This window comes from Acinetobacter kookii, from assembly GCF_900096895.1.
GTDB lineage: Bacteria > Pseudomonadota > Gammaproteobacteria > Pseudomonadales > Moraxellaceae > Acinetobacter > Acinetobacter kookii.
Genome location: NZ_FMYO01000016.1, coordinates 1 through 21,700, shown reverse-complemented (window position 1 = coordinate 21,700; position 21,700 = coordinate 1). Strand labels below are relative to the sequence as shown.

General features: G+C 43.7%; 21 protein-coding genes and 2 tRNA genes. 10 read left to right on the top strand and 13 right to left on the bottom strand.

Annotation, left to right across the window (positions count from 1 at the left end; translation table 11 throughout):
• Nucleotides 1-277: 277 nt before the first annotated feature.
• From pgsA to uvrC, 3 genes are all read right to left on the bottom strand, one after another.
• Nucleotides 278-865, bottom strand: coding sequence for a CDP-diacylglycerol--glycerol-3-phosphate 3-phosphatidyltransferase (gene pgsA / locus BLP85_RS14430; RefSeq protein ID WP_092821058.1), 588 nt, complete (start codon nucleotides 863-865; stop codon nucleotides 278-280).
• A 108-nt stretch (nucleotides 866-973) separates the two neighbouring features.
• Nucleotides 974-1,768, bottom strand: a complete 795-nt coding sequence (locus BLP85_RS14425; RefSeq protein ID WP_092821022.1) for an acyl-CoA thioesterase — start codon at nucleotides 1,766-1,768, stop codon at nucleotides 974-976.
• Between the two features lie 109 nt (nucleotides 1,769-1,877).
• Nucleotides 1,878-3,677 (bottom strand): excinuclease ABC subunit UvrC, encoded by a 1,800-nt coding sequence (uvrC, locus tag BLP85_RS14420; RefSeq protein WP_092821020.1) that lies wholly within the window; start codon nucleotides 3,675-3,677, stop codon nucleotides 1,878-1,880.
• Nucleotides 3,678-3,865: 188 nt separating this feature from the next.
• On the opposite strand from uvrC, the gene BLP85_RS14415 reads away from it, so the two are divergent.
• The 4 genes from BLP85_RS14415 (at nucleotide 3,866) to BLP85_RS14400 (ending at nucleotide 10,694) form a co-directional block, all read left to right on the top strand.
• Nucleotides 3,866-4,915, top strand: coding sequence for an AAA family ATPase (locus BLP85_RS14415; protein WP_092821018.1), 1,050 nt, complete (start codon nucleotides 3,866-3,868; stop codon nucleotides 4,913-4,915).
• 492 nt (nucleotides 4,916-5,407) lie between these two features.
• Nucleotides 5,408-7,561: a fatty acid oxidation complex subunit alpha FadB gene (fadB, locus tag BLP85_RS14410; RefSeq protein WP_092821016.1), complete on the top strand. Its 2,154-nt coding sequence runs from the start codon at nucleotides 5,408-5,410 to the stop codon at nucleotides 7,559-7,561.
• A gap of 12 nt (nucleotides 7,562-7,573) precedes the next feature.
• Nucleotides 7,574-8,746, top strand: a complete 1,173-nt coding sequence (gene fadA, locus BLP85_RS14405; RefSeq protein ID WP_092821014.1) for an acetyl-CoA C-acyltransferase FadA — start codon at nucleotides 7,574-7,576, stop codon at nucleotides 8,744-8,746.
• A 250-nt stretch (nucleotides 8,747-8,996) separates the two neighbouring features.
• Entirely contained in the window at nucleotides 8,997-10,694 is a 1,698-nt protein-coding gene (locus tag BLP85_RS14400; RefSeq protein ID WP_092821012.1) for a reverse transcriptase domain-containing protein, read from the top strand.
• 13 nt (nucleotides 10,695-10,707) lie between these two features.
• Here BLP85_RS14400 and tehB read toward each other — a convergent pair whose 3' ends face one another.
• Nucleotides 10,708-11,574 carry an SAM-dependent methyltransferase TehB gene (gene tehB, locus BLP85_RS14395; RefSeq protein WP_092821010.1) on the bottom strand — a complete coding sequence of 289 codons (867 nt, stop codon included), beginning with the start codon at nucleotides 11,572-11,574 and terminating at the stop codon, nucleotides 10,708-10,710.
• A gap of 210 nt (nucleotides 11,575-11,784) precedes the next feature.
• Nucleotides 11,785-12,054, bottom strand: a complete 270-nt coding sequence (locus tag BLP85_RS14390) for a hypothetical protein (RefSeq protein WP_092821008.1) — start codon at nucleotides 12,052-12,054, stop codon at nucleotides 11,785-11,787.
• Nucleotides 12,055-12,453: 399 nt separating this feature from the next.
• Between BLP85_RS14390 and BLP85_RS14385 the strand changes: the two genes are divergently transcribed.
• Complete coding sequence (locus BLP85_RS14385) at nucleotides 12,454-13,008, top strand: hypothetical protein (RefSeq protein WP_092821006.1); 555 nt, start codon at nucleotides 12,454-12,456, stop codon at nucleotides 13,006-13,008.
• 137 nt (nucleotides 13,009-13,145) lie between these two features.
• Here BLP85_RS14385 and BLP85_RS14380 read toward each other — a convergent pair whose 3' ends face one another.
• The 8 genes from BLP85_RS14380 to BLP85_RS14345 all read right to left on the bottom strand — a co-directional run bounded on the left by BLP85_RS14380 (nucleotide 13,146) and on the right by BLP85_RS14345 (nucleotide 17,570).
• Nucleotides 13,146-13,619 (bottom strand): hypothetical protein, encoded by a 474-nt coding sequence (locus BLP85_RS14380; RefSeq protein ID WP_092821004.1) that lies wholly within the window; start codon nucleotides 13,617-13,619, stop codon nucleotides 13,146-13,148.
• Nucleotides 13,620-13,887: 268 nt separating this feature from the next.
• Nucleotides 13,888-14,622, bottom strand: coding sequence for a class I SAM-dependent methyltransferase (locus BLP85_RS14375; RefSeq protein ID WP_092821002.1), 735 nt, complete (start codon nucleotides 14,620-14,622; stop codon nucleotides 13,888-13,890).
• Nucleotides 14,623-14,650: 28 nt separating this feature from the next.
• Nucleotides 14,651-15,364, bottom strand: coding sequence for a hypothetical protein (locus BLP85_RS14370; protein WP_092821000.1), 714 nt, complete (start codon nucleotides 15,362-15,364; stop codon nucleotides 14,651-14,653).
• 18 nt (nucleotides 15,365-15,382) lie between these two features.
• Entirely contained in the window at nucleotides 15,383-15,832 is a 450-nt protein-coding gene (locus BLP85_RS14365; protein ID WP_092820998.1) for a hypothetical protein, read from the bottom strand.
• A gap of 122 nt (nucleotides 15,833-15,954) precedes the next feature.
• Nucleotides 15,955-16,434 carry a hypothetical protein gene (locus tag BLP85_RS14360; protein WP_092820996.1) on the bottom strand — a complete coding sequence of 160 codons (480 nt, stop codon included), beginning with the start codon at nucleotides 16,432-16,434 and terminating at the stop codon, nucleotides 15,955-15,957.
• Nucleotides 16,435-16,705: 271 nt separating this feature from the next.
• Nucleotides 16,706-16,781 (bottom strand) — tRNA-Phe (locus tag BLP85_RS14355).
• Nucleotides 16,782-16,917: 136 nt separating this feature from the next.
• Nucleotides 16,918-16,993: transfer RNA gene (locus BLP85_RS14350), tRNA-Phe, on the bottom strand.
• Nucleotides 16,994-17,192: 199 nt separating this feature from the next.
• A complete protein-coding gene (locus tag BLP85_RS14345; RefSeq protein ID WP_092820994.1) occupies nucleotides 17,193-17,570 on the bottom strand; it encodes a GNAT family N-acetyltransferase in 378 nt (125 codons plus the stop codon).
• Nucleotides 17,571-17,666: 96 nt separating this feature from the next.
• Here BLP85_RS14345 and hisB point away from each other — a divergent pair, with 96 nt between their 5' ends.
• The 5 genes from hisB to BLP85_RS14320 all read left to right on the top strand — a co-directional run bounded on the left by hisB (nucleotide 17,667) and on the right by BLP85_RS14320 (nucleotide 21,436).
• The gene (hisB, locus tag BLP85_RS14340; protein ID WP_086197720.1) at nucleotides 17,667-18,260 is read left to right on the top strand and encodes an imidazoleglycerol-phosphate dehydratase HisB; all 594 of its coding nucleotides are present in this window, start codon (nucleotides 17,667-17,669) and stop codon (nucleotides 18,258-18,260) included.
• Entirely contained in the window at nucleotides 18,260-18,877 is a 618-nt protein-coding gene (hisH, locus tag BLP85_RS14335; protein WP_092820993.1) for an imidazole glycerol phosphate synthase subunit HisH, read from the top strand. Before hisB ends, hisH begins: the two co-directional genes overlap by 1 nt.
• Nucleotides 18,878-18,981: 104 nt before the next feature.
• Nucleotides 18,982-19,659 (top strand): 3'-5' exonuclease, encoded by a 678-nt coding sequence (locus BLP85_RS14330; protein WP_092821056.1) that lies wholly within the window; start codon nucleotides 18,982-18,984, stop codon nucleotides 19,657-19,659.
• Nucleotides 19,660-19,726: 67 nt separating this feature from the next.
• A complete protein-coding gene (gene hisA / locus BLP85_RS14325) occupies nucleotides 19,727-20,458 on the top strand; it encodes a 1-(5-phosphoribosyl)-5-[(5-phosphoribosylamino)methylideneamino]imidazole-4-carboxamide isomerase (protein WP_086197722.1) in 732 nt (243 codons plus the stop codon).
• Nucleotides 20,459-20,533: 75 nt separating this feature from the next.
• On the top strand, nucleotides 20,534-21,436 hold the full coding sequence (locus tag BLP85_RS14320; protein WP_092820991.1) for a DMT family transporter: 903 nt from the start codon (nucleotides 20,534-20,536) through the stop codon (nucleotides 21,434-21,436).
• Nucleotides 21,437-21,700 lie beyond the last annotated feature (264 nt).

Here is a 21,700-nt window from a genome sequence, read left to right as displayed (position 1 = left end):
AATAACTGTAATTAAAAAATACATTTCTCAATAAAACTATACATTACAATACAATAACACACATGATTTGACTGTTGTCCTCCCCTATACTTGGTCTCAAGTAGATGGTTATCCATCTTATAACAATAATAAATATCCCCGATTTCAATCCTAGGTTTCCCCCAAAATCTAGGATTTTTTTTGTCCGTTATTTTTAATCCTTCTCTTTCACGAAAACCTCATAGAAATAAAAAACGCCCTGCTTTCAGGACGTTTTTTGAATTTTTTAAAGCTGAGCTTAAGGCTGTTTTAAATAAGGCCATGCCGCTTTTAAATAAATAAACATCGACCATAAAGTCAGAATGACCGCAGTGTAAAGCAATGCATAAGCCAACATTTCAAGTGGTTGCCAGTTCAGTAAAAACACTGAAATCGCAATCATCTGAAAAGCGGTTTTATATTTGCCCACTGTCGATACCGCCACACTGGTACGAGCCCCAAGCTCTGCCATCCACTCGCGTAAGGCAGAAACCGTAATTTCACGGGAAATAATGACAATGGCTGCAAAGGCCATAGAAATGGTCGGTTGCCATTGCACCAGAACAATCAATGCAGCCGCAACCATGAGCTTATCCGCTACAGGGTCCAAAAAACGGCCAAATGCGGAGGTTTGATTGAGTGAGCGCGCCAAATATCCATCAAACCAGTCAGTTACAGCAGCAATGACAAAAATGGCCGTTAAAATAATGTGACGAGTCACATTTGCATCATGACCTGCAACACCAACCGCAGGTGGCCAGTATGCCACCAGCAAGAAAACCGGTATTAAAGCAATACGCGCCAAAGTCAAGATATTCGGAATATTCAGGATGCGACCTGTAGTCATAGACACCGCCAATTTTTCCCCTTTATGTACAATGAAAAACCACACATATTTTGAGGATGGATTCATCGTTAATAAGAGTCACTTTATACGAATTGCCATAAAGTGTCACTAGGCAAACACGGTAACTGTCTGTCTGGAAATCGCAATCAGTCTATTTTCTGCATCCCAAAGATGAGCATACTCGGTCGAATAACCCTCTGCGGCATAATCGGTAAATACTTTATATTTAAACCAATCATGCAGCTGATTTTTTAAAGGATGCACATAGGTCACATGCCAGGTCAGCGAACTGGCCGGTGCAAATGCCTTAAACATCGGCAAGACGCCAGGCGGCCATATATCAAAAGCCACCATCAAGTCGGCAATGCTCATGTCCCGATTGTCATGCCGGTCCGGATTAAAACGCATCCAGCCACTAAAATCAGGTTTGACACTGCCGCTACACGGATATTGCCCATCCACCCAGACCAGGTCCATCTGCCCAAAACATTCCGGTGCTAAAGGATGATGCTGTGCAATGGTTAATTGTTCAGGCATTGGAAACTCAGGTGCAAGTCGTTCCTGCTGCACTGAAATCGCAGACTGGCGATGCGTTCCAAAACTGGCAATCAAAATACTTTGTACGGCATCGTCCTGCCAGAGCCGAACTTCAACCGTGGTTACGGATTTGCCTTGACGCAAGATTTCAGCACTCAACCGGACTGGTGCCATTTGCACTGGCCCGACAAAAGTCACACTAGTACTTAACAGCTGTTTTTCTGCATCGGCAACCGCGAGCAAAGCTTTTTGCATCATCATCCCGGCCACCAGTCCGCCATAAATGGTACGCCCCTGTAGCCAGCCTGGTGGAATATTGACCCATTCATCCTGTTCAATTGCTGTGAATAATTGGCGCAGTGACATCCTTCGTCCTTTGGATTTTTTGATTGGCTCTATCTTTCACTTATTTTCAACTGTTGTGAATGATCAATGACTGCCGCGTCAGTGAGCACTTTGGCCAATCGGTTTGCATCTATTCATGCAGCACCTTATAGATGGTTCGGGCCATCACATCGCCCAAACCGGGCACCAGCTTCAAGTCATTTTCCGAGGCTTTCAGTACACCCTGAATGCCGCCAAAATGGGTCAACAGATCACGGCGACGTTTCGGTCCCAGTCCTGGAATCACTTCCAGTACCGATGAGCCACGTTTCTTTTCGCGTTTGGCCCGATGTTTGGTAATGGCAAAACGGTGTGCCTCATCACGCACCTGTTGAATCAGATGCAGCGCTTTATGGTCTTCCGGCAACTGGATTTTCGTGCCATCAGTAAAATGTAGGGTTTCCAGACCGGGTTTACGCCCTTCGCCTTTGGATACCCCGACCATAAATGCGTCCAGTCCCAGCTCCTGCATCACTTCCATTGCCATATGCAATTGACCTTTACCGCCGTCAATCAACAGTAAATCCGGCAGCATGGCTTTTTTATAACGGCGGGTCAGTGCCTGACGCATAGCCGCATAATCATCACCACCGGTAATATCATCAATGGCGAACTGGCGGTAATCGCGTTTTCGTGCACCGCCCGAATCAAACACCACGCAAGAGGCAATGGTGGCTTCGCCCATGGTATGCGAGATATCGAAGCATTCAATCCGGTCGACGGGACGGCCGACCACCTGTTCCAGCTGATGAAAGCGTTCATTCAGTTCAAAATGATTGGCGAGCTGGCCTTTAATGGCATGCTGCACATTCATATTGGCCAGTTCCAACCACTCGGCCCGGGTTTCGCGAACATTGTGTTTGATCTGCACCTTTTTGCCGAATTCCTGTTGCAACGCCCGTTCCAGCTCTTTGCGGTCCGCAAGCTCGACATTGACAATCAGCTCAGCTGGCACTTCATCGGCCACCTGAAAATAAAAGTTCGCCATGAAGTCCGAGAGCATTTGTCCCAGATCATCGCCCAGCATATCCGGGAAATAGCTTTTACCGCCCAGCATTTTGCCGTTGCGCACATGCATGATCTGCACGCAGGTCACCCCGGCATGATAGGCAATCGCCAATATATCAGCTTCCCCTTTGAGTTTATAAATTGCCTGATTGGCTTGCACATCACGCAATAAACCCATGCGATCACGATAAAATACGGCTTTTTCAAATTCGAGCTTTTCAGCGGCTTCTTCCATTTTCTGAATCAGTTCCTGATTCAGTTCTTTGGTATCGCCCTGTAAAAATCGAATCGAGTTTTTGACATCTTCCTGATAATCTTCAGGCGAAATCAGACCGACACAGGGCGCGCTACAGCGTTTAATCTGATACTGCAAACACGGACGCTTGCGTTGGGCAAAATAGCTGTTTTCACACTGCCGCACATTAAACAATTTTTGCAGCACGACCAGAGTATCCCGCGCATTATAGGCGCTCGGATAAGGCCCGAAGAACTTGCCGACCTGATGTTTGCCTTTGCCTCGACCGGCAGCAATACGCGGATAAGGCTTGTCGCTGGAAACAAAAATATAGACATAGGATTTGTCGTCGCGCAGCATGATGTTGTACGGCGGACGATGCAGCTTGATCAGGTTCTGTTCCAGCAATAAGGCTTCGGTTTCCGAGCGCACCACCAGCGTTTCAATGTCATAGATCCGCGCCACCAAAGCCTGTGTTTTCGGATGTTCGATGGTTTTGACAAAATAGCTCGACACACGGTTTTTCAGATTTTTGGCCTTGCCCACATACAGCAATTCACCGTCTTTGCCCAGCATGCGGTAAACGCCCGGTAAAGTGGTCATATGGGCCAGAATCTTTTCAATATGTTCTCGTGCGTTTTCGTTCACATTCAGCCTGATTTAAATTGGATAAGCTTTGCTACATGATGTGATGGTTTTCACGCCATTTTCAAGCCAATTCGGTATTTTCCCTTCATCAAACAAAGTTCCAGCAATCACCTGATTGCTAAAAGCTATAAGTAAATTGCGCTTATTTTGCTATGCTCAAGTCATCTGAATAATTTGGATCAAACTGAATGACGACCACCAGTCACGCCATGCATATTGTCAAACCCGTTACTGCAACGCATAGCACATCTGAAAAAGATAAACTGATTGGCAAGCCGCGTTTTCATTTTGAACCGCTTGAAGTCATGCAGCTGCTGAAGCAGCGTATTATTGGACAGGATGCCGCGCTGCATGAAATTGAAAAAATGCTGCATGTAGTCAAAGCCGATTTTTCCAGTCCCGAGCGCCCCTTGTCCGTAACCTTGATGCTCGGCCCGACCGGTGTTGGTAAAACCGAAACGGTCCGTTTAATCAGTGAAGCCATCTATGGCCGTCCGGATGCCTTCTGCCGCATCGATATGAATACCCTGGCACAAGAACACTATGCCGCTGCCATTACCGGTGCACCTCCGGGCTATGTCGGCTCCAAAGAAGGTCATAGCCTGTTTGATGAAACTGCCATTGCAGGCAGCCATACCCGTCCGGGCATGGTGCTGTTTGATGAGCTGGAAAAAGCCTCAACTGAAGTGATTCGCGGCTTAATGAATGTGCTGGATACCGGAAAACTCACCCTCACTTCAGGCACCAAAACCATCGACTTTCGTAACTGCATGATCTTTATGACCAGCAATGTCGGAGCGCAAGCCGCGCAGCAATATCTGGATAAACTGAATTTCTTGCCGAAGAAAATGCAGGATTTGTGTCTGAAAAAAATGCCGACCCGGAGCATTATTGAAAAAGTCATGTACCGCAAGTTTGATCCCGAGTTTTTAAACCGGATTGACCGCACCCTGCATTATCAGGCGGTACAGGATGAGGCCCTGCCGAAACTGGTGGACATTGAACTGCAAAAGCTGAACCAGCGCCTGCAGCATCAAAAGCGTGCTGTGGTTTTGACCGATGCCGCCAAAGCCCACTTTTATAAAGATCATGATATCCGTTTTGGCGCACGCCATTTGGCCCGCAGAATGCGCACCGAACTGGAACCGCTTCTGGCGCTGTATTTTTTAAATTATCCGGAAAAGGCTCAGCTCACGGTGAATTTTGCTGAAGGGCAATTGATCATTCAGCCCGAATAATCATTGTTATCATCACGCTTGCAGTCAAATGCCGGGCCAAGTATTTGACTGCACCTGTACCTCGCTTTGATAAACTCCAGCTTTCCTTCAAACCTGCCAAATCATGATCTTTTAACTTAAAAATTTCAGTTTAAAACTGCATTTGTAGAGCTGAAAATTTTGATGGATTGACTATTTTGACTAAAACAGCGGCATAAAAAGCTTGCAATCGTGACGCTGTACCCGATATAAACAAGCACGAAATTATTAAAAAACCTTAATCTAAACAAAAAGTTCATCACATTTTTAAGCGCTACATTAAAAATCAGGCTGCCCCTCACTAGGGTGTGTTGGAAAAAAATTGATGACCCTAGCGTCACGGCTTGATACAACTTGTTATGTTCTTTTTGGATATAGTTATCGTAAGATTGGCGAAGCATAAATGTACGCTGGAATTGCGTACACGCTTCACAACATCAACTTAGAAGTCCTCCAAAATAAAGGAGATCAGGCATGATCCACGCTGGCAATGCCATTACCGTCCAAATGCTTTCGGACGGAATTGCAGAATTCCGCTTTGACTTACAAGGTGAGTCGGTCAACAAATTTAACCGTGCAACGCTTGAAGATTTTAAGGCTGCTATCGAAGCTGTAAAAGCAGATAGCGCCATTAAAGGTTTGATCGTTACCTCAGGTAAATCAACATTTATCGTTGGTGCTGACATCACTGAATTCGGTGACAACTTCGCACAAGGCGAAAAAGCGATTGTGGATTGGGCATTGCCTGTTCACGACATCTTCAACGCATTTGAAGACTTAGAGATTCCTAAAGTTGCTGCAATCAATGGTATGGCATTGGGCGGCGGCTTTGAAATGTGCCTGGTGTGTGACTACCGCGTGATGTCAGAAGCGGCTCAAGTCGGCCTGCCTGAAATCAAACTCGGCATTTTCCCGGGCTTCGGCGGTACGGTGCGTTTAAGCCGTGTCATCGGTATCGACAATGCGGTTGAATGGATGGCGATGGCGAATCCAAAAAAACCTGCTGCTGCGCTGAAAGACGGTGCTGTGGATGCGGTGGTGGCTGCGGACAAACTGCAAGACGCTGCAATTGACCTGGTGAAACAGGCCATTGCTGGCCGTTTGGACTGGAAAGCAAAACGTCAGGAAAAACTGGACCCTGTTAAGTTGAATATGCTTGAACAAATGATGGCATTCAACACAGCAAAAGGTGCAGTGCTTGCGAAAGCAAACCCGGCTCAATACCCGGCGCCAAAACTTCTTCTCGATTCATTACAAGCAGGTGCAAGCCTTCCACGTAACGAAGCATTAAAAGTAGAAGCTGAAGGCTTTGCAAAAGCTGCGATTACGCCACAAGCGGGCGCGTTGATCGGTTTATTCATCAACGACCAGATCGTGAAGAAAACTTCCAAGAAATATGAAAAAGGTGCGCACCCTGTCAACCAGGCAGCCGTTCTAGGCGCGGGTATCATGGGTGGTGGTATTGCTTACCAGGCGGCAAGCAAAGGCACACCAATCATCATGAAAGACATTGGCAACCCACAACTTGCTTTGGGTATGAAAGAAGCCAATGGTCTTTTAACGAAACAAGTTGAACGCAAGAAAATGAAACCTGCGCAAATGGGTGAAACGCTTGCGCGCATCCGTCCAACTTTAAGCTATGACGAATTCAAAGAAGTCGACATCGTGATTGAAGCGGTGACTGAAAACCCTAAAGTCAAAGGCATCGTTCTGAAAGAAACTGAAGCAAAAGTTCGTGAAAACACGATTATTGCTTCTAACACGTCTACAATTTCAATCACACGTCTGGCTGAAAACCTGGAACGTCCTGAAAACTTCGTGGGTATGCACTTCTTTAACCCGGTACACATGATGCCATTGGTCGAAGTGATCCGTGGTGAAAAGACATCTGCTGAAGCGATTGCAACCACTGTTGTTCTTGCTCAGAAAATGGGTAAAACACCAATCGTGGTGAATGACTGCCCAGGCTTCTTGGTAAACCGCGTACTATTCCCTTACTTCGGTGCATTTGACCTGTTACTTAAAGACGGTGCGGACTTCCAGCAAATCGACAAAGTGATGGAACGCTTCGGCTGGCCGATGGGTCCTGCTTACCTGATGGATGTTGTCGGTATCGACACTGGCGTTCACGGTGCAGAAGTGATGGCGGAAGGTTTCCCTGACCGTATGAAGCCGGACTTCAAAGGTTCAATCCAGACCATGTATGAAGCAAAACGTTTGGGTCAAAAGAACGATGTTGGTTTCTACAAGTACGAACTGGACAAAAAAGGCAAGAAAGCCAAAGTGGTTGATCCAACTGCGTACGAACTTGTGGCATCTGTTGCAACTGCGGAAAAACGTGAGTTTGATGCTCAGGAAATCATTGACCGTATGATGCTGGCTTTCTGTAACGAAACGGTTCGTTGCCTGGAAGACAACATTGTTGCAACGCCGTCTGAAGCAGATATGGCGATGATTATGGGTGTAGGTTTCCCTCCATTCCGCGGTGGTCCATGCCGTTACATCGACCAAACTGGTGTTGCTGAATACGTTGCACTTTGCGACAAATACGCTCACTTAGGTAAGGCTTATGAAGCGCCACAAATGTTGCGTGACATGGCTGCTAACAACAAAAAATTCTACGGTTAAGGAGCAACGTGAATGGCTACTTTAAATCCGCGTGACGTTGTCATCGTTGATGGCGTACGTTCAGCAATGGGTAAAACCAAAAACGGTATGTTCCGCAATGTACGTGCTGACAGCTTGTCTGCTGAATTGGTTCGCGCTTTGGTTGCTCGTAACCAGTTTGATGTCAACGAAGTTGAAGATGTGATCTGGGGCTGTGTAAACCAGACGCTTGAACAAGGCATGAACATTGGCCGTAACATCGCGTTACTGGCCGATCTTCCGAAGACTGTTGCAGGTCAAACCGTTAACCGTCTGTGTGGTTCTTCTATGCAGGCCATCCACACCGCGGCTGCACAAATTGCTACTAACCAAGGTGATATCTTCATCATTGGTGGTGTTGAGCACATGGGCCACGTGGGCATGATGCACGGTATCGACATTAACCCTGAAGCATCTAAACACTATGCAAAAGCGTCTAACATGATGGGCTTAACCGCTGAAATGTTGGGTCGCATGAACGGCATTACTCGTGAAGAACAGGATGCGTTTGGTGTGGAATCTCACCGCCGCGCTTGGGCTGCAACTCAGGAAGGCCGTTTCAAAAACGAAATTGTGGGAATTGAAGGTCATGACCAAAATGGCTTCAAAATCCTGTGCGACGTTGACGAAGTGATTCGTCCGGATGCCAACCTTGAAGCGTTTCAGGCGTTACGTCCAGTATTCGACCCGAAAGGCGGTACAGTAACTGCTGCGACATCTTCAGCTTTGTCTGACGGTGCTTCTGCTATGTTATTGATGTCTGCTGAACGTGCTCAAGCACTGGGTCTTAAGCCACGTGCTGTAATCCGCTCTATGGCGGTTGCTGGCTGTGATGCTGCAATCATGGGCTTTGGTCCTGTTCCTGCAACACAAAAAGCGCTTAAACGTGCTGGCTTGTCAATTGCTGACATCCAAACTTTTGAGTTAAACGAAGCGTTCGCTGCACAAGGTTTGTCGGTTCTTAAAGGCTTAGGCATTTATGACCAGCAAGACCGTGTGAACTTGAACGGTGGTGCAATTGCTTTGGGTCACCCATTGGGTTGTTCTGGTGCGCGTATCACGACTACATTGCTGAACGTGATGGAACAACAAGATACACAAATTGGTCTTGCGACTATGTGTATTGGTTTGGGTCAAGGTATCGCGACGATTATCGAACGTGTTTAAGATTTAAATACTTAGATCAAGAAAAATCCTCGCTTTATGCGAGGATTTTTTATATTATTTTCAATAAGCTATCTGTGAATAGATTCATGGATTGTGTTTCGCAATCTGATTTCTAAGGGTCAGGACATGAGCTAACTTATGTCTTCCTGAAATTTCTTTCGTATAAGAAGGATTTTAATAATTCCTTGAGGCTTTCTCTCTTTTGAGAATGCTTGATGGTTCGCCATAAGAGTTTTCACAGATAGCTTCTATGAGTTCAAATTTATTACTTTTACAAAATTGCAAAAATAGGCAAGATTTAGCAGATCTATTAGATATAGATTACAATCAATTTTGTTATATTTTATATGCTCAACCAATTTCTAAACACTATAATAAAGCATTAATTTATAAAAAGAATGGCAAACCTAGAGAAATTTTAGCTCCTGATAATCATTTAAAATATATACAACAACGGTTAGCCATTTTATTAGCTAAAATTTATGATGAGGTTAATTTTCGCTCTACTCAACTTTGTTATAGCTATCGTAAAGATTCAGAACAAAAATTTGATTTTCATGAAAATGCTAAACTACATATTGGTTCCAAATTAGTTATAAATGTAGATTTAAAAGATTTTTTCACCAATATTACATTTAGTCGTATTGTTGGTTATTTTTCTAAAAATAAAAATCTAAAAATAAACTATGAAGTTGCCGTCACTATTGCCCAAATTGCATGTTACAAAGATCCAATCAGCAATAAATCATATCTTCCACAAGGAAGCCCATGCTCCCCTATAATTTCTAATTTCATAGGTACAATTTTAGATGATCGCTTATTCAAACTAGCAAATAGAAAAAAATTTACTTATTCACGCTACTCGGATGATTTAACTTTTTCATTTAATACAAATTCTTTCCCTAGTGATATTGTCACAAAAATTGAAAAAAACTGGGTTCTTTGCAAGACTATTAGAAATACAATTAATTTATGTCAATTTGAAATAAATGAAGAAAAAATAGTAATTAGAGATAAATATAAAAGACAACAAGTTACAGGCTTAACAGTTAATAAAAAAGCTAATATAAATGCAAATTACTATAAATATACCAGAGCAATGATCGACAAATATTGTAAGACTGGCTTATATGAGCGTTCAAAGCATCATTCTATAGGTATAGATTTCAGCGAAAAATCTTTGATTGGTATTGCAAACCATATAAAAAATATAAAAGGCATCAAATATAATCATACAAATATTATTGATAAAAACTTAGAACCATTACAAATTTATCAAAACTTAAAAGGGTTTAGTAAAAGTTATATCGATTTAATGTTTCATATAAATTTTGTTCACCAATCAAAAATTAAAATTATTTGTGAAGGAAAAACTGACCCTCAACATATTTATAACTATTTAAGAAACACAGATTTATTCCATAAGAATCAGTTTGATATAATAAGCTTCGAGAAGCATCTTAGCTCATTCACACAGCCTTTAAATCTTTCAGGGGGAACTGACCAATTATGTAAGTTTATTAAAATGTACTCTCATTTATATAAATCAATTGATAAATCAAAGTATCCAACAATTATTTTTGTCGATAATGACCCAGCAGGAAATAGTACTTTTAATACAGCAAAATCGTATTCTACTTATAACGAAATAAAAATTTTAAGGGATTCAATTAGAGTTGCCTTTGTTTGTAAAAATCTTTACATAATACAATCGGCAAAACATTGCCCAGGAATAGAATATTTATATCCTTCTCATGTACTAGAAGAAAAATTGGAAGGAAAGACCCTAAATTTAAGCAATGATAAAATTAAAGATGATAGTGAATATGGAAAAATCGTTTTTTTCCACAAAATCATTAAACCTCTAGGAAAAAAAATTTATTTAGGTAAATTCAGATATCTTTGTTTTGGCTTCTATCAAATAGCTCAACATTTAAAAAATACTTAACCCGCTTACACAATCATAAGATCCGCTGCGCCAACAACGTTGCGAAATGCTGTTTAATCCGGTTCCCCTGTGCATCTACCCGATGCAACTCACCGACATTTTCATTGTATTTCACAATCTTCCAGCCCGCGTACAAGGCACTTAACTCGCCTGCTTTAAACGTAAAAGGAAAGTCAGGCTGCGCAGGAATATCATCGGTATCCATCGCACAGACAATCAGGTTAAAGCCATTTATTTCGGTTGCTTGCTGCATCTGTGCAATCAAAGGTCTAACCGTTTGGGCCTGCAAGAACATCATCACCACGGTACAGCAAATAAAGTCATAACGGCCACTAATACTTGGGTCTGCATTTAAATCACGCTGCTGTACCTGAATGTTATCAATTCGCTCGCTTTGAATAATCTGCTTTAAGGTTTGCAGGCTCTTTTCATTGACGTCCCAGGCATCCACCTCAAAACTATGCTGACTCAAATACAGCGCATTTCGCCCCTGCCCGCAGCCGACATCCAAAGCACGACCACCTTGTAAATACGGCGTAGCAGCTAAAATTTCCGAATGCGTGGGTGAAAGCTGATATTTTTTATGAAAATAATCTTGCGGCAGACAGTAAAACTGCAGCTGACATTCAATGTCATCACTGGCAGAAACAATTTTGTGCCACGCCTGCGGTTCAATAAATGGAGGTTGCTGCTCTGGGCTAAACACATGCTCGGACTGTACGTTGCCAAATTCATCCAGCATGGCAAAATGCAGCTCACCTTTGAATACCGTCAGCTTTGCCCAGGTGCCGGCTTTGGTATTGTGCTGTTTTTTAAACCCTTGCGGAATAGTCTGTTGTGTCCAGACAGGAAGTTCTTTATAACAAATCAGCTGTTGCATAAAAGACTGCGCTCCAAAACATCGGTGGTCGGGCCGAAATTAATCAGTTGATGATGTATGTTTTAGCATAGCTCGTTCAACAACAGATTAAAATAAGCCTATCGCACTCCATTCAGGCAAACCAAGCATCCTATTAAAAAACAAAAAACTGCCCGGTACGGACAGTTTGACGGTCTTTAAAAAAAGAAAAGTAAAGATACTTCGATTTTACTACGACAGTTGTTCGCGCAGCCACATCATGTATTTTTCCCGGTCCATAAAATCAGGCGCACTGCCCGTGTCCAGACTAAAATATTGCTGATTGAACCGAATCACAATCTGTTCGGTATAGTGCCAGCCTTCAATCATTTCAAAGTATTGATTGAAGAAAGAACGGGTTTTACCCCTGTTGTTTAAGCTTTCCAGTTTCGGATATTTTTTATTTTCAACAAACTCACTATACACATGCTGAATATCATCAAAAACATGTAGGGTTTTCATGACTCACCTGCGTAGATTTCATGTCGTGATCTTTGCGACTGTTTTAATCTAGCAAACGAATTTGAAAGGCAAATGACAACTCTATTGCAAAACTGTCATGTTTAAAAAGATAAGATTCCTGTGTTCAACAGCATACGCGCTTTACCCAGTAAAACCCAAGAAAAACTCAATGATTACAAATATTAAAAATATCAATTCCTATTGAATTAAACAGGAATAGGACAAAAAACTCAAAATTAATGTAACCCATTCGCAACATCATGTTATCACTCTGTAAATTTAGTGGAATATTCACACAATTAAACATCTACAAGCTGTTCAGTCAGAAAAAGTAAGGATCTTGAGCGTTAAAATAACCCGTACAAAAAATCTCTTTATTCTCACGATTGAGTAACCAACATGAATACCATTAAAACTGCTGTAGTTATCGCTTTAGTTGCAGGTACAACATCGGCTATGGCTGCCACTGCTGTAGAAACCACTCCGGCGGCTAAAGTTGCTGCATTAAAAGCACAAGTAAAAGCAGATACCATTCAGGCTGCGAGTACGGTTAAATCAGCTGCTGCAACAACTAAAGATAAAGCTGCTACTGCTTCTAAAACAGCTGCTCAAAATACTGTAGCTGCTAAAAATGTAGCAGTCGCTAAAACTGTAGCAACTAAAGATGCTGTAGCAGAAAAAACAGCTGAAGTGAAAGATGCTACTGTAGCTAAAACTGTAGCAGCTAAAGATGCAGCCGTAGCAAAAGCAGTTGAAGCGAAAGATGCAACCGTTGCTAAAACTGCACAAGTATCCGATACCGCTGCGGCTAAAACTGTCGCTGCAAAAGATGCTACTGTAGAAAAAACAGCTGAAGTCAAAGAAGCCGTAGCTGAAAAAACGGATGCGGTTAAAACTGAAGTAAAAGCTGAGAAAAAAGGCCTCTTCTCTTGGTTTAAAAAATCTGCGGCTTAATCTGCATAACGGATTTTAACCGTAAAAAAGGATGCCATTAATAGGCATCCTTTTTTTATTGCTATTTTAGCGATCAAACTCGAGTACACCCTCCTATTCAAAGGAGTTTTTTGCTGTAGTTGCAATCACCTAATGAATTAATTTTGCGGAACATTTTCCAAAATACCTAGTGAAATTTGCTCTCGGGCAATTTGCACATTGGTGGCACGACGGTCTATACCAAAAGGCTCAAGCAGCACATACAGGCCTTCTCTTGGATCAGGTGACTGCAAACCTCGGGCAATGGCCAGAACATATTGCTGCAATGCCAATGGCAAGCTGTTGATATCCGGCATAGGGGCTTCAGGAACCAGATCGATGGTCATCAGAATAGTGGGATCAACCACAAAGTTTTGTGTATCCATCTGGATCTGCATAATTCTATGCTGCAAAACTCGCTCATTTTGAGGATCAGTCCGATATTCAATCACCGGGGTGGTTTCAGCGCTTAACTCGGCTTCTGTTAAAGGAGTTAATCCAGGTGCATCTGCTATATCGGCAAAAGTAGAGGAAATAGAAAAGCTTGCGGCAATCGCTACGATTGCACAGGACAATTTTTTTAGGATCTTCATGGCAGTTCTACTCAACAATGAATTGAAGTAAACAAACAACCGTCGACACCTATAATTGTATAGCGTATGCGCCTTTCAGCAAGTTGCCACAGACCAGTGGTCTGGCCGAACATTCTAACTTTCGTTAAAAAAACTGCTCATTTCACCGCTTAAAAAACATGAGAATTGCTTCGATAAGAAAGTTCTATGCTGGATCATGTTGCTATAAATCAGATTTTTATCTTCTCCTGACTTATTGCTCGGCTGACATAAAATTCCGTCATAATCTTTATTTTTCTCGTATTCCGACGCGCAGAAGTACAGGAAATGTTACATCTAAATATTCAGCTGCCGTTTGCAAAGCCGCTGAAATCGGCTGTAGCGGGTCATTTCGGTTGTGTTCCTGGTAATGTTTCAGGCCTGACCAGGTCTTTAAATAACTGAGCAGTTGCTGTCCTGTCCATTGATATTCCAGACGCAGCTCCGGAACCGCCTGTTCATGAAAGGGAAATGGAATGGTTTGATACAGCTCATCAATATAACGCCGTTCGCTATCCCAATAATCTTTTAGGGTTTCAGCATACAGCTGTTGAACCAAAGCATTGATTGCAGCATCCTGAACCTGAATGAGACCATAGCCAATGATGGCCAGCACCCCTTGAGGTTGAAGTACTCGTGTTACTTCTTTATAAAATGCGTCAAAGTCAAACCAGTGTATGGCTTGCGCTACCGTCACCAAATCAATGGACTGGTCCGGAATCGTCGTCTGCTCTGCCGCTTGCAGCTGATAGCTGACATTTTCAAAATAAGGCGCTTGTTGCAACTGGGCTTCACTGATATCGGTGGCCACCACATGCTCGAAATACGGCGCCAGAAGCTGGGTAAACTGACCGGAGCCTGCCCCACAATCCCAGGCAAAATTCCGTTTAGGCACATGTTTTAAAATTTCTTTGACAATTTGAGTGGAATAAGCCGGACGGGCCTGTTTATAACGCTGACTACCCTCAGAAAAAAGATCTTTCATTTAACGATGCTCAAATATTTTTATAAGTTTAATCAATGACCTGATCAATTCTAAAACTGGTCTGGGCAATCGGCGCCAGCTGATCATTCAATTGATAATATTTAACATCATATATCCCTGTTTTCCAGCCCTTCGCAGGATTAAAACCGACCCAGTTCTGTTCCCGACCGGCACTGATACGCTGTGGCATAAAAAACAGTACTTCACCTGTGGACTGGTTGCTCCAGCGAACGAAAACCTGTTCATGATTCGGTGTTTTTCCCAAAGTATCAAAATGGGCAAATAATTGCTGTCCGGCATAAATCTGTCTCGGCAGCACCTGATTGGCTACATATTGTTGCTGCGCCGTGACGCTGGCCTGACCGCTCATGGCTTCATGCGGATCATTTTTTGCATCGACAAACTCATTGACCAGACGCTTGGCAAACGCGCGCTTGTTGTGGACACCGGATAAATCATAGTCTGGAAAGGCCTGCGCCAGATACGTGTCAATCTGTTCAGGGCTGACTTGATCTATCAGGCTATTCACCTGATTTTTCTGTTTTTTTAACTCTTGCTGCAATGCCGGGTGATGTTCAGGCTGAGTTTTCGTTTTTTGCTGAATGGTGTAAATAAAATTTTCCACAGCAATATCCTGATGGCGCTCAGAAACAGTCGGTTCCGCTTCAGGATTGGACTGGGCAACCCAATAACCCAACCCAAAGCAGAGTATGCCAATCACCAGTGCAGCAAGGAATTTCATGCGATTTAAATACGCCACTTAGTTACAGGTGATGGTTTCAATCAGGTTTCCGACAGGAATATTCACGCTGCCAGTGGGAAATAATGCCCCTGCATTGACCTGCTGTCTGGTCAGGTTGGTTCCTGAAAGCAACCTTAATCCTTCCGCAGTGCACAGTCCGGTTTGGGTATCATTGCTCAGCTGTACCACACAGCCATTGACTGTCACTTTATGGGTATTTGTGACTGGCTGAGCACATAACTGGGTAATGACTACTGAAGAAGGTGACTCCAGTTCACATGCTGAACAGTCCTGATTTGTACCGCCACAGGCATCGGCCGCTTTTTCGCTGCGGCAAATATAAGTCTGGTTACCGAAGCTAAACGTTTTTTCATAGGATGAGTTAAAGTAATCTCCGCTTCCGCTACCACCACAAGCTGTAAGTAAAACCGATAAAAAAGCGAATACAGGGAGAGCGATTCTTTTCATTGCATAGTCTCCAGTTGTTATTACTTTGATTCTATAAGAACAAAAACCTCAAGCTATGGAGATGTAAAACAAGAAAAATTATTGCATTTTAGGTGTCATCACCCCGGATGCAGGAGGATTATCTAATGTTCAATCGTACCCATGCTGACATTTTTCAGGTCGAGCTGTATATGCGTACCACGGTCGATGTGCTGCATACTGTTGTTACGGTCTATACCAAAGGGCTGTAACATAATATACAAGCCTTGTGTCGGATCACTCGACTGTAAACCCTGAGCGATATTCACCACATGCTGTTGCAGTATAGGAGGTAAAGAATTCAGGTCTGGCTGTGATTGTAAGGGCTGAATTTCCAGATTGGCAACCACATGGCTGTCAAGCATAAAGTTTTGTGCTTCACGTGAATTACGAATAACTTGATGCTGTAAAGCACGAAGGTTTTTTTCATCATTCTGATACGGTACAAACCCTGTTTCTGTACGTAGTTCTGGCTCGGCCAATACTTGCAGTGTCGGCAAGGTCACCGTGTCGTCCGCATGGACCAGCATGTTCCCCGTACAGGCGAGTAGCAACGGTAAAGCAGAGATTTTTAGAAGATTCATAAGCTTGACTCCTCACGTAATTTCAAGGCAATGCAGCTTCACGCTATGCAAGGAAAATGCTTTTCACTGCATCTGTATAGGTTATAGCCTACATGAAATTCCGTTTTTGCTCACTTGGACTCGGATAGACGGTCTTTCCAAAACCGCTCAATCCATTAATGAGATTCGCTTATATCCGCCCTTTTATCGCATCTTGCATGCAGGGATAAGCCCCATATCCAACAGACAGGCAAAAAAAATCCCCAAACAGTGTTTGAGGATTTTTTAAATATGGTGGCGAGACCCAGGATCGAACTGGGGACACACGGATTTTCAATCCGTTGCTCTACCAACTGAGCTATCACGCCGATGCCGTGTATTAAGCCGTATCTGTTATCAATAGTCAATATAATTCATGACATTTTTATTTGATCGGGTATTTTTTACCCAAAAAAAATCCCTGATGGGATCAGGGATTGAAATCTTAAAATCAGATTTTGAATATGGTGGCGAGACCCAGGATCGAACTGGGGACACACGGATTTTCAATCCGTTGCTCTACCTACTGAGCTATCACGCCGATGTCGCGTATTAAACAGTTTAAGTGTTTTGCAGTCAAGCAGGTTTTGGGCTTTTTAAAGCAAGTGCTTATTTTTAAGGCAAATTGGCGTTTATTTGCCTGTTTTTTATTTAAAACTCAAATCATTGTTTAATCGTATCCATATTTTTCACTTATAAAAAAACAGCCTGAAGGCTGCTTTTTTATGTGTTGGACGGGTTTAAATTTTTTCCAGATGCGCCAGACAGCGATGAATTGCCCCACAGCCCGGTTCAAATGTCTTCACGCCTTTTTCTTCTTCTATGCGGCACACTTCACTAACCAGCCGTTCTGCAACCCCACGTCCACGGTTAGCCGGGTGTACCACAATATTTTCCAGCGTCCGGCTTTCCCCCTGCCCGGTACACCAAATTGCCCCAATCACTTTAGTATTAAATTCTGCTGTGTAAACTAGGGTATACTGAGCCAAGTTTTGCTCTAGTTGTTCAATGGCATCCTGCCCATCTCCAAATTCCGGGCTAGTGTCATACAGTCGCTCAAGCTGGCTGCGCACTTCGTCATTTTCTAGTGAAGTATAAGCGTGTACGGTAATAGGCATTGATTAACCCTCCTGAGCAATCTAATATGCGGGGACTTCGTCACCGCGAAAAAACATTTTACATCATCATTTTTGACGTTTTTGAGGAACGTGTCTATGACGCAACGTATCAGTGAAGTGGTAAGAAACACTAACGAAACCAAAATCCGAGTTCGTGTGAATCTTGATGGTACAGGTCAAGGCACTCTCAATACTGGTGTCCCATTTTTAGATCATATGATTGATCAAATCAAGCGACACGGCTTATTTGACATTGACATTCATTGTGATGGTGACCTGGAAATTGATGACCATCACACCGTAGAAGACTGTGGTATCACCCTGGGACAGGCATTTGCCCAGGCATTGGGTGATAAAAAAGGCTTACGTCGTTATGGTCACTTCTATGCCCCACTGGATGAATCTTTAAGCCGTGTTGTGGTTGATTTATCGGGCCGCCCAGGCTTGTGGATGGATATTCCATTCACTCGCGCACGTATTGGCAGCTTTGATGTTGATCTATTCTCTGAATTTTTTCAAGGTTTTGTGAATCACGCCTTAATGACGCTACACATTGACAACCTGAAAGGCAAAAACAGCCACCACCAGATCGAAAGCGTGTTTAAAGCATTTGCCCGCGCCCTCCGTATGGCATGTGAAGTCGATCCACGTGCAGAAAATACAGTAGCTTCAACCAAAGGTACCTTGTAATGACCCGTATTGCCCTTCTTGACTATGGTATGGGAAATTTACACTCTGCAGCTAAAGCCCTGGAACATGTCGGTGCAACTGTAGATGTCACCAATGATCCCAAACTGATTGCCCAAGCCGACAAAATCGTCTTTCCGGGGGTCGGTGCAATGCGTGACTGTATGCAGGGCATGCATGAAGCCGGTATTGATGAAGTGGTACGCCATGCCGTATTCAACAAGCCTGTGCTGGCGATCTGTGTCGGCATGCAGGCGCTGATGCAGCGTTCGGAAGAAAATGGCGGTACCGATGCGCTGGGTATTTTTGCAGGTGAAGTGAAGCGCTTTCCGGATATGGAAGGCTTAAAAGTACCGCATATGGGTTGGAACCAGGTGCATCAGGCAGACCCAAGTCATCCAATGTGGAAAGACATTGAACAGGATGCGCGTTTCTATTTCGTGCATAGTTTCTATGTTGAACCGCAAGACAAGAACATTGTGGCAGCCACTTGTGACTATGGTTTAGAGTTCTGCACGGCACTGCATCAAGAAAACCTGTTCGCCACTCAGTTCCATCCGGAAAAGAGCCATACCGCAGGTTTACAGTTACTGAAAAACTTTGTGGAATGGAATATCTAATTTCCACGCTGCACATCAAAGCCCAGTTTCGACTGGGCTTTTATTTTGCCTAAAATACGAAAAGCGATTAAGCTGAATACAAACCAAGAAAACTATTGATGATTATGGAAGAGCCACTGCTTCAAACCCTGCCCAGCAAAGAACAGATTCAGGTCTTCCCTTTATTTAAAAACCTTCCGATGCAACAGATTCAGGTGATTCACAGCCTAGAACAATGTCATGCTTTGGAAGCAGAATTAAAACACTGTGCTGTTCTGGGTTTTGACAGCGAATCCAAACCCACCTTTGAAAAGGGCGAAGTTGCAACTGGACCACATCTGATTCAGCTGGCGACCTTGGACAAAGCCTACCTGTTCCAAATGAATGACGAGATTTGGGAATTTTTAAAGCCGATTTTTGCCAGCCGTGACCAGATTAAAGTCGGCTTTGGCTTAAAAAATGATGCCCATCTGTTCCGTAAAAAAGGCATTGAACTGAACAGTGTGATTGAACTGTCGAAATGCTTTTCTGCCTTTGGCTTTAGCAATCCGATGGGACTGAAAAATGCCATGGCGCTTCTATTTCAGGTGAACTTTCCCAAAAGTAAAAAAACCAGCACCTCGAACTGGGCACGCAAAACGCTGACGCCACAGCAGATTGACTATGCCGCTGCCGATGCCTATGCCCCGGTTTTAGTGTTTGAAGAATTATTACGCTTAGGCTTACTCCCCAAACATATTCCCAATACCACATTAAAGTTGCGCATTCGCCCCAGCAAAATAAAAGCTGAAACTGGTGCTTAGAGATTTGCCAATACTTTGTTAAGATGGAACACAATGAATTCAATAAGATTAGGCAAGGAGCGAAAGCATGCTGATCATCCCTGCAATTGACCTGAAAGATGGCAAATGTGTCCGTTTAAAACAAGGCCGTATGGAAGACGATACCGTATTCTCTGACGATCCGGTTGCAACTGCACAGCATTGGGTCAATGAAGGCGCACGTCGCTTGCATCTGGTGGATTTAAACGGCGCTTTCGCAGGTACACCGATTCACAAACCTGTGGTGGAAGCAATTGCCAAAGCGCAACCAGAACTGCCTATTCAAATTGGCGGTGGTATCCGTTCGCTGGAAACCATTGAGCATTATTTGGATGCCGGTGTGTCTTTTGTGATTATTGGCACCAAAGCAGTTCAAAATCCTGAATTTGTTGAAGAAGCCTGCAAAAAATTTGCCGGTCACATCATTGTCGGTATTGATGCCATGAACGGCATGGTGGCAACTGATGGCTGGGCAAACGTGACTGATGTCAAAGCAACAGATTTGGCTAAACGTTTTGCCGATGCTGGCGTATCAAGCATTGTCTATACCGACATCGCGCGTGACGGCATGATGCAGGGTGTAAACATCGAACAAACCGTCAATTTGGCGACGTATTCAGGCCTGCCTGTGATTGCATCTGGTGGCGTGACCAACTTGGATGATGTGCGCAACTTAAAAGGCCAGCCGGGCATTTTAGGTGCCATTACCGGTCGTGCCATTTATGAAGGCACGCTGAATCTTCGTGAAGCGCAATTATTGTTAGATGAACAATCACTTTAATTCCGTGATGTATCTCCAAGAGGTCTTCGGACCTCTTTTTTATTCCTGATATTTTAAAATCACTTCTGTGCTACCATGCCCTATTTTCCTTCTGGCCTGAAAGCCAAAGCGCCGCAACTTGCCTTAATTTTCATTACCCTGATTTGGGGCGGTTCGTTTATTACCGTGCAATACGGCTTAAACTTTGCCAGTCCGATGTTTTTTGTCGGCTGTCGTTTTGCTGCTGCCATGCTGTTTGTCGGCCTGTTTTCCTGGAAAGATTTAGCTGGAATCCGGCTGAAAGAAATTGCCGCAGGAGCCTTGATTGGTCTGGTAATTGCCTTGGGTTACGGCACGCAAACCATTGGGCTGCAAAGCATCAGCAGCAGTGAATCGGCTTTTTTAACTGCGCTGTATGTACCTCTGGTGCCGATTCTTTTATGGCTATTGTTCCGTAAAACACCGCAATTCATGACCTGGTGTGGAGCAGCGCTGGCCTTTTTAGGTCTGGTCTTTTTAACCGGCAATGGTTTTGGTGCAATCCAGCTGAACTTTGGCCAGATCATTACCATTCTCGGTTCAATCGCGATTGCTATGGAAATTATTCTGATCGGATTGTTTGCCGGTAAAGTCAATGTGCGGCGTGTCACCGTCATTCAGCTCGGCTTTGCCTCGATTTTTGCCTTTTGTATGATGCCCCTAGCGGATGAAAACTGGAATCCGGTCTTTTCCTGGCCGCTCGTGATCATTTTAGCTGGCTTAGGTTTAGCCAGTGCCGCCATTCAACTGGTGATGAACTGGGCACAGCGTGCAGTCGACCCTGCGCAGGCTGCCATTATCTATTCAGGTGAGCCGGTTTGGGCTGCTTTAATTGGCCGTATCGCGGGTGAGCGTTTGCCCCTACTGTCCCTCCTGGGTGGAGCTTTGGTGGTTTTAGGAGTGATTGTCAGTGAGTGGAAACCGAAATTCTTGCAGAAGAATGAGGAAGTGAGCCCTTAAAAGCTGCATTTCTCCCCCTCCCTGACCTTCTCATCCGGGGAAAGAGAAACTAAAGCCGGAGATGATAAGCACTACCCTACAAGCAAGAGCTCCTTCACCAATTTCTAGAACGATGCTACTGCTAAAATACTATTTCTAATATGCCATTTCCAAAAAGACAGCTTTATCTCTCTGCTGTCCCATAATTTAATTTAAGTAAACTTTGGATTGACGAATGTGGCAGGGATGCCACATGTTATCCACCATAACATGGATGTTATGTGT

Bases quoted from the DNA above. Each gene is read 5' to 3' on its own strand.
- pgsA (WP_092821058.1), bottom strand. From the start codon at position 865: ATGACTACAGGTCGCATCCTGAATATTCCGAATATCTTGACTTTGGCG.
- BLP85_RS14425 (WP_092821022.1), bottom strand. From the start codon at position 1,768: ATGTCACTGCGCCAATTATTCACAGCAATTGAACAGGATGAATGGGTC.
- BLP85_RS14415 (WP_092821018.1), top strand. From the start codon at position 3,866: ATGACGACCACCAGTCACGCCATGCATATTGTCAAACCCGTTACTGCA.
- fadB (WP_092821016.1), top strand. From the start codon at position 5,408: ATGATCCACGCTGGCAATGCCATTACCGTCCAAATGCTTTCGGACGGA.
- fadA (WP_092821014.1), top strand. From the start codon at position 7,574: ATGGCTACTTTAAATCCGCGTGACGTTGTCATCGTTGATGGCGTACGT.
- BLP85_RS14400 (WP_092821012.1), top strand. From the start codon at position 8,997: ATGAGTTCAAATTTATTACTTTTACAAAATTGCAAAAATAGGCAAGAT.
- tehB (WP_092821010.1), bottom strand. From the start codon at position 11,574: ATGCAACAGCTGATTTGTTATAAAGAACTTCCTGTCTGGACACAACAG.
- BLP85_RS14390 (WP_092821008.1), bottom strand. From the start codon at position 12,054: ATGAAAACCCTACATGTTTTTGATGATATTCAGCATGTGTATAGTGAG.
- BLP85_RS14385 (WP_092821006.1), top strand. From the start codon at position 12,454: ATGAATACCATTAAAACTGCTGTAGTTATCGCTTTAGTTGCAGGTACA.
- BLP85_RS14380 (WP_092821004.1), bottom strand. From the start codon at position 13,619: ATGAAGATCCTAAAAAAATTGTCCTGTGCAATCGTAGCGATTGCCGCA.
- BLP85_RS14375 (WP_092821002.1), bottom strand. From the start codon at position 14,622: ATGAAAGATCTTTTTTCTGAGGGTAGTCAGCGTTATAAACAGGCCCGT.
- BLP85_RS14370 (WP_092821000.1), bottom strand. From the start codon at position 15,364: ATGAAATTCCTTGCTGCACTGGTGATTGGCATACTCTGCTTTGGGTTG.
- BLP85_RS14365 (WP_092820998.1), bottom strand. From the start codon at position 15,832: ATGAAAAGAATCGCTCTCCCTGTATTCGCTTTTTTATCGGTTTTACTT.
- BLP85_RS14360 (WP_092820996.1), bottom strand. From the start codon at position 16,434: ATGAATCTTCTAAAAATCTCTGCTTTACCGTTGCTACTCGCCTGTACG.
- BLP85_RS14345 (WP_092820994.1), bottom strand. From the start codon at position 17,570: ATGCCTATTACCGTACACGCTTATACTTCACTAGAAAATGACGAAGTG.
- hisB (WP_086197720.1), top strand. From the start codon at position 17,667: ATGACGCAACGTATCAGTGAAGTGGTAAGAAACACTAACGAAACCAAA.
- hisH (WP_092820993.1), top strand. From the start codon at position 18,260: ATGACCCGTATTGCCCTTCTTGACTATGGTATGGGAAATTTACACTCT.
- BLP85_RS14330 (WP_092821056.1), top strand. From the start codon at position 18,982: ATGGAAGAGCCACTGCTTCAAACCCTGCCCAGCAAAGAACAGATTCAG.
- hisA (WP_086197722.1), top strand. From the start codon at position 19,727: ATGCTGATCATCCCTGCAATTGACCTGAAAGATGGCAAATGTGTCCGT.
- BLP85_RS14320 (WP_092820991.1), top strand. From the start codon at position 20,534: ATGCCCTATTTTCCTTCTGGCCTGAAAGCCAAAGCGCCGCAACTTGCC.